The 1,820-nt window shown below is 57.1% G+C and carries 3 protein-coding genes; 2 read left to right on the forward strand and 1 reads right to left on the reverse strand.

Annotated features, from left to right (window positions below):
- Positions 1-468, forward strand: a 468-nt coding sequence (locus Q1A75_RS23800; protein WP_299593527.1) for a hypothetical protein, incomplete at its 5' end; no start/stop codon positions are given.
- Complete coding sequence (locus tag Q1A75_RS23805) at positions 468-1,238, forward strand: hypothetical protein (RefSeq protein ID WP_299593529.1); 771 nt, start codon at positions 468-470, stop codon at positions 1,236-1,238. The genes Q1A75_RS23800 and Q1A75_RS23805, both read left to right, overlap by 1 nt.
- 113 nt (positions 1,239-1,351) lie before the next feature.
- Here the strand turns inward: Q1A75_RS23805 and Q1A75_RS23810 are convergent.
- Positions 1,352-1,820 (reverse strand): pyridoxamine 5'-phosphate oxidase family protein (locus Q1A75_RS23810; protein ID WP_299593532.1); only part of this gene is annotated, 469 nt, incomplete at its 5' end.

Raw genomic sequence — 1,820 nt, forward strand, 5'->3', positions numbered from 1 at the left:
TTCTTCATTCTGGATCGTCACTTTCATCATGCGATCCACCTTAACGACCGGTCCGAAATTCCGCGACCACCTCTATGCGGACAGATCAAAATCTCCGAGCCAACCTCGATGCGTATCAAGATAAACCACACCACCAAACAGGTTGGCTTGCTCTTCAAGAAAACCTCCATTGAAGTGGCCGTGACGGTACTCTTCTCTCATGAAGAAACCCAAATCATTCGGCAGCGCAATCTCACCAAAACCAAACTTATGACGCGCCGACCTGCCACCGCGAAAGTCGATGATCACGACGAGCCGTTTGAACTTAAAGTCCAGGATATCCTCAATGGCAAAACTGACCGGTTTCTGCGGGCTGATCCGTCTGCCGCCAAACGATATCAGGATGCCCTGCTGGAGACCCTGGCCCAGCTGAAACTCTGGATCAGTGACAATGCGGAATTGGGTGATGATTTTGTGGTTGAGCTCTGATGGGCCGTGACGCAACAGAGCTGGCGTTTGGCCTGGTCGGGACGGCTGTGATTGTGTTTGGCTTGCTGATTGCAGCTGCCATCATCACGCCTCTCTTCCTGCTTGGTATTGCCGTCTATGTCGCTGTCCGCTTGTGGTATGAAAGCCCAACCCGGCTGGAGCGCCTGGCGTACGAAGAAACCATGCAGCTTTATCGGCATGCGCAGGCGGGACGGGTTGTTCTGTCCGATGACGAACTGGACGCCTACCTGTTGGCCGCATGGCCGCCAATCATGCCAGAGGCGCTTTCCGTGCAGCTGCTGGAGGTGGCGCGCGCGCTGTTTGATATGGCAGGCCTCAACCCAGAAATCCCACCCATTCCGGCGCTGTACAACACGGTTGAAGGTGGGCAGTACCGCGATCTGCTGGCCCGGCTGGGGCAGGCCCGCAATGATCGCCAGATGCTGTTGGCTGTCCTCAGGACAATCTCGGACGCCCTGGCCCCCATTGCCAAAGCTGCTCCGCCCATGGAGGGGGACTCGTACCGATGTCTCAGTTCCTTACACCCGCTGGCCCCACCATTGACGCCGTTGTATCCCCCTTCTTCCAGGACACCGGATACAACCACTTCAAAGCTCTGCGGGAAGACAGGTGCGGGTTCGGGATCAAGGGGACATGAAGGAAAAGCGCGTCCTGGCCCTCGGTGGCATGGCGGACTGCTTGCATATCGCCCATATCGCCAACAAGCGCATCGACAGCCCAGGAGTCCGCACCTGTCCGGGATCGGGTGAAGGTGCGGACAGTGTGCCCGGCCGCAACCAACGCTTGGGTGCCTGCAGCCATTTGCGCGCCGTTGGCGCCGTATGCGAGAATTTTCATACCCACGGGCTTTATCCTTTGGTTCTCAGCTGAGGTCAGGATTGACAGGCGAGGGCTCGACGAAGCGCCAGCGCAGCGAGGTTGCACCGACAGTCCGTTGCACATGCGTGATCTGCACCTGCAGAAGACGTAGTGCACCAGGATGTCCTGCGATGGCGGACGCATCTTCGATCAGTGCGGCACGCCCGTGCAGATGCACTTGATCTCCCGTTTCGAAATCCACGAACAGAACGCCCGCTTCAGGGTTCAGCAGCAGATTGCCGAACGTGTTGAACAGGTTGTTGCCCTCGTAGTCGGGAATTGTGATCTGCGTGGGACTGTCGACTGAAACAAAGCCCGGCTGCCCACCACGATGGTTTACGTTAACACCTTCATAGGGCGCGCCGGAGCCATCCCGAACATATGACGCAATGAAAAAGAGAGGTGGTCGCGGAATTTCGGACCGGTCGTTAAGGTGGATCGCATGATGAAAGTGACGATCCAGAATGAAGAAA

This window comes from uncultured Tateyamaria sp. (genome assembly GCF_947504105.1).
Lineage (GTDB): Bacteria > Pseudomonadota > Alphaproteobacteria > Rhodobacterales > Rhodobacteraceae > Tateyamaria.